The organism is Lacticaseibacillus manihotivorans DSM 13343 = JCM 12514, assembly GCF_001435035.1.
In the GTDB taxonomy this organism is placed as follows: domain Bacteria; phylum Bacillota; class Bacilli; order Lactobacillales; family Lactobacillaceae; genus Lacticaseibacillus; species Lacticaseibacillus manihotivorans.
In genome coordinates, this window is sequence record NZ_AZEU01000153.1 from 1 (window position 1) to 4,515 (window position 4,515).

The 4,515-nt window shown below is 43.7% G+C and carries 3 protein-coding genes and 2 pseudogenes; 2 read left to right on the forward strand and 3 right to left on the reverse strand.

Annotated elements, in window-relative coordinates:
- Positions 1-382, forward strand: a 382-nt coding sequence (locus FD01_RS09085) for an IS30 family transposase (RefSeq protein ID WP_056963836.1), incomplete at its 5' end; no start/stop codon positions are given.
- Positions 383-440: 58 nt separating this feature from the next.
- A pseudogene (locus tag FD01_RS09090) lies at positions 441-695 on the forward strand (MFS transporter); the annotation flags it as partial.
- A gap of 74 nt (positions 696-769) precedes the next feature.
- Here the strand turns inward: FD01_RS09090 and FD01_RS09095 are convergent.
- The 3 genes and pseudogenes from FD01_RS09095 to FD01_RS09105 all read right to left on the reverse strand — a co-directional run.
- On the reverse strand, positions 770-3,058 hold the full coding sequence (locus tag FD01_RS09095; protein WP_056963840.1) for a heavy metal translocating P-type ATPase: 2,289 nt from the start codon (positions 3,056-3,058) through the stop codon (positions 770-772).
- A 250-nt stretch (positions 3,059-3,308) separates the two neighbouring features.
- Positions 3,309-3,740 carry a CopY/TcrY family copper transport repressor gene (locus FD01_RS09100; RefSeq protein WP_054719686.1) on the reverse strand — a complete coding sequence of 144 codons (432 nt, stop codon included), beginning with the start codon at positions 3,738-3,740 and terminating at the stop codon, positions 3,309-3,311.
- A 299-nt stretch (positions 3,741-4,039) separates the two neighbouring features.
- A pseudogene (locus FD01_RS09105) lies at positions 4,040-4,276 on the reverse strand (transposase); the annotation flags it as partial.
- Between the last annotated feature and the right edge of the window lie 239 nt (positions 4,277-4,515).

A 4,515-nucleotide genomic window follows, 5' to 3' on the forward strand; every position in this document is an offset into this window, starting at 1 on the left:
CACAGAACGGTACAGCCGGACTGAGATCATCGTCAAGATTCCTGACTATCATGCGGGTACCTGCCTTAAAGCCTTGCAGGACACGATCGACGACTACGGGGCCAAGGAATTTGAGAGTATCACTTTTGACAATGGTTCCGAGTTTGCCAAGTTATCAGAGATTGTTGGAACCCAGATTTACTTCGCACATCCGTACTCGCCTTGGGAGCGTGGCACAAACGAGAACGCCAATGGACTGCTTAGGGAATTCTTCCCGAAAGGGAAGTCTCTCAGAGCAGTTACTCTGGTTGAAATTCAAGCAGTCCAATCCGCACTGAACCATCGTCCCAGACGTATTCTGAACTATCTTCGCCCATGCGATTACTACCGATGCATGGCGTAACAGCCTAGACCACTATCAAGAATTCGTTATCATCGTTGCACTTGACTTGAAAATTGAGGAACAAAGTTATCCAGCAGAAGAGTTAGGGCGGATTCTAGGCGTTTTGAATTCTTTGTTGAATCTAGCTGGACCAATTGGCTTAATTTTTGCCGGTCCCCTAGCTGATGTGATTGGCATTGAACGCCTATTTGTGATTGCAGGAATCGGTGCTGCCATTTGCGGGGTGGTCGCGGTGTTAATGCCAATTACCAGGCAATATGACATTAGGCTGCATCAAAAATTGGCGAAATTAACTGAGCAACCAGATAAGTAATTAACATGATGATCATAAAGAGGAGAAAGACCAGACTACCAGCTGATCTTTCTCCTCTTTTTGTCATCACTTAATTACACGTTTTTAATCTTTTCACCAGTCAATCCCATCGCATTAATTGCCACGATAATTGTCGACATCGCCATGACCGCAGCACCAACGGCTGGGTCTAGAATGATTCCAATAAATGACAACACACCGGCAGCGAGTGGAATTGCGAAAATATTGTAGCCTGCTCCCCACCAGAGATTTTGAACCATTTTCCGATTTGTGATTTTAGCCAAATCAAGAAAATGTAAAATATCGCTGGGTTCTGATTTAACCAACACAACATCAGCGGAATCAATGGCAACATCGGTTCCGGCGCCAATTGCAATTCCAATATCGGCCGCGGCAAGACTTGGTGCGTCATTTACGCCGTCACCAACCATGATGACGTGATTGCCCTTTGCTTGATAATCAGCAATAACCTTTTGCTTATCATCTGGTAATAGGCCTGCATGGAATTCAGTCAATCCTAGTAAGTTAGCAACGTGTTCCGCGGCTTTTGGATTATCGCCAGTGAGCATTACGGGGGTAATTCCTCGCCTCTGAAGACCACTAATTAATTCCTTAGCACCCGCTTTGATGGTGTCGCCTTCAGCAACCATTCCTTGAACTTGGGTGCCCTGCAATAGGAAGCTGACGGAATTACCCTTAGCAGCCCATTTATCAGCAGCGGCCTCGTCGAACCTGATCCCTTGCTTCGTTAAATAGTTACCATTAACAATCGTATAGTCAGTGCCATCAACATTACCGGAAATACCAACGCCCGGAATATTTTGAGACTTTTCAGCCGCAACGACTTCAATGTCCTTCGCTTGGGCTTCAGTAATGATTGCTTGGGCCAGCGGATGAGTCGAATTATTTTCAAGGGCGGCCAGTCGGCTTAATAACGTTGTTTCGTCAATCCCATCATTTGGAATCAATGCATTCACCGTAAATTTACCTTCTGTTAACGTGCCAGTTTTATCCAAGAGAACGTGGCTAACATGTTGACTTGCTTCAATGGCTTGGCGATTTCGAACTAATAGCCCATTTTGAGCGCCAATCGTAGTAGAACGAGAAACCACTAATGGAATCGCTAATCCTAATGCATGCGGGCAAGCAATCACGAAGACGGTCACCATTATCGTCATTGCAGTCGCCAATCCCTGGGGTAACCAGGCAAAGAAAGCAATAATCCCAACACCAAGTGCCGCGTAAAATAGATACTTGGCAACTAAATCAGCTTTATCTTCTGCTTTAGATTTAGCTTGCTGGGCATTTTGAACCATTTTCATTACTTGAGAAAGATAGCCGGAGTCACCAGTACCACTAATTTTAACCGTTAGCGTCCCGTTATTGTTGGTTGCACCACCAATGACCTTATCGCCAACGTTCTTGGTAACGGCAGCAGATTCACCGGTTACCAGTGCTTCATTCACGGTCGACTCCCCAGCCGTAATAACACCATCGGCTGGAATACTCTCACCTGAACGCACTTGGAAAGCTTGACCAACTTTTAAATCAGATACTGGCACTTCTTTTGTTTCACCATTATCTGTAACTAGATGGGCCGTCTTAGGCAACAGGGCCGCCATCTTTTGTAAGGCATCCCCAGCCCCCATCAATGCATTCATTTCAATCCAGTGTCCTAGAAGCATAATTAAAATCAGGGTTGCAAGTTCGAACGAAAAATTCATTACATGATTTGCCGGGTTCAAGAAGTTGTTGGCAATAAATGCGTACAAACTGTAGAAATACGAAACGGAAATTCCAAGGGTTACTAGCGTCATCATTTCAGGAGATTTATCCTGAATTTCCGCTTTAGCCCCCTTTAAAAATGGCATTCCGCCATAAAAGTAAAGTGCTGTATCAAACAAAACGATGATAATGCCAACAATTAGCGGTGAACTGAAACTAAGGATGGAAACGTTTAAACCCATGATTGGTGCTAACAGTAAAACTGGAATCGCTAAGACAACGGAGACCCAAAATTTAACTTTCAAATTCCCCATATGCATCATTGAGCCACCGTGCATCATCATGTCGGTCCCAGCCATATCCATATCACCGTGATTCATCCCACTCATATTCATAGTTTCGTGATTCATGTTCATTTGGCTGTGATCCATGTTCATTTGGCTGTGATCCATGTTCATTTGACCATGATCCATTTCGGCCATATCGTGGTCCATGTTCATTTGATTATGATCCGTTTCGGTCATATCGTGATCCATTTTCATGTCATCATGATCCATATGACTCATATTTGATTCATTATTTTCCATATTCTTAGCACTCATGTTTTTCATGTTCATATGGTCCTCTTTATTTGCCATGATTATCGACCCCCTAAAAATAAGTGTGCGTAGCAAAGCGGTTAGAAGCCGGAACATAAGTTCCTTGTGTGGAAATCCCCGGGCTCGGGATTTTTCCACCAGGTTCTTATGTTTAGGCTTCTGCTTTGCGGAGCACCATGCCACTATATGAATGAGAATTACGACAAAAATTCATAAATTTCCGCCATCTGAAATCCCAGATTCTGGATTTTTGTGCAGCAATCCTAAAAGTAGACAGAACACCACAGTCTTAACACGTTTGATCACCTGGCAAGCAGTTACACTGAACTTCCTCGGGCGCTGTTTTGGCCTTTTCAGCTAGAATCGCCTGTAAGTTCGCAATATCCGCCCGTGAGAGTTCCCTTGACTGAATAACGCCGACAATTGTTGAACCAGCCCGCATCGCACACATATGGTCAAACAAATCATCTGCCGCTGCCGCCATTGATTCCTTCTCGCCAACAACCGGCTTATACATGAATGGTCGACTGCCGCCATGCTGCGCAACCGCCTGTTTTTGAATCAACCTGTGAAGTAGCGTTTTGGTTGTTGAAGCTGACCAGCCTTCTAATTCGTTCATAGCATCGATTAGTTCACGACTAGTCGCATGTCCCATTGTCCAAATTGCTCTCATAACCATCCATTCAGAATCGGTGATGGTTACATTCTTTGCATCCTTCAATTGGCTTCCTCCATTAATTGAATTATAAGTTTACGTTCGTAGCCTCTTAATACTTATCAGTTTACAACTGTAGTCACAATAATGCAACCTTTCTGCCAGAAAATACCATGACATTAAAAAAACGCCTAGATAATATTCCAGGGTAAGCACCTAATAACCAACCGTATGTAAGAGCCCCACAATCTCGCTTTTTGAGATTGTGGGGCTCTGCTTTGTTACGCTAGGTCTTGAACTGCCGATGGAATGTGGACAATAGGTCAAGTCCAAAATGTTGGTGTAAATTGAATTCTGCGAATTTATCATTTCACAAGCTTAAGCATACCGGCTTCTTCTGAATTGTCATCTTTTTCAATCCCGTGGTAAACGGTCATGTTTAAGTACTGTGGACCAGCAGCCCATTTTTCATTCTGTTCAATCAGTAGTGCTCCCATTAGTCGCAAGACGCTCAGATCATTCGGGAATATCCGGATTACACGGTCACGATGACGGATTTCTTGATTAACCCGCTCAATTGTATTATTCGTCCGGAGACGCTGGGTCTGTACTAGAATTTCGGACAGAAACATAAGAGAATTGATTTATCCGAAAGGAGTCTTCAAAATGACCTATTCACGCAATCGCTACGACCAAGATTTTAAGAAAAATGCGGTACGTTTGAGTTTTAATACTAACGCATAGTTAAATTCTGCTGAAAAGTAAGCGATTTTCCGGTATAATGAAACCTGGATTATTCACCTCGGTATTTGGTACATGAAATCGCATCTGGCCGGTCTGA

Bases quoted from the DNA above. Each gene is read 5' to 3' on its own strand.
- FD01_RS09095 (WP_056963840.1), bottom strand. From the start codon at position 3,058: ATGGCAAATAAAGAGGACCATATGAACATGAAAAACATGAGTGCTAAG.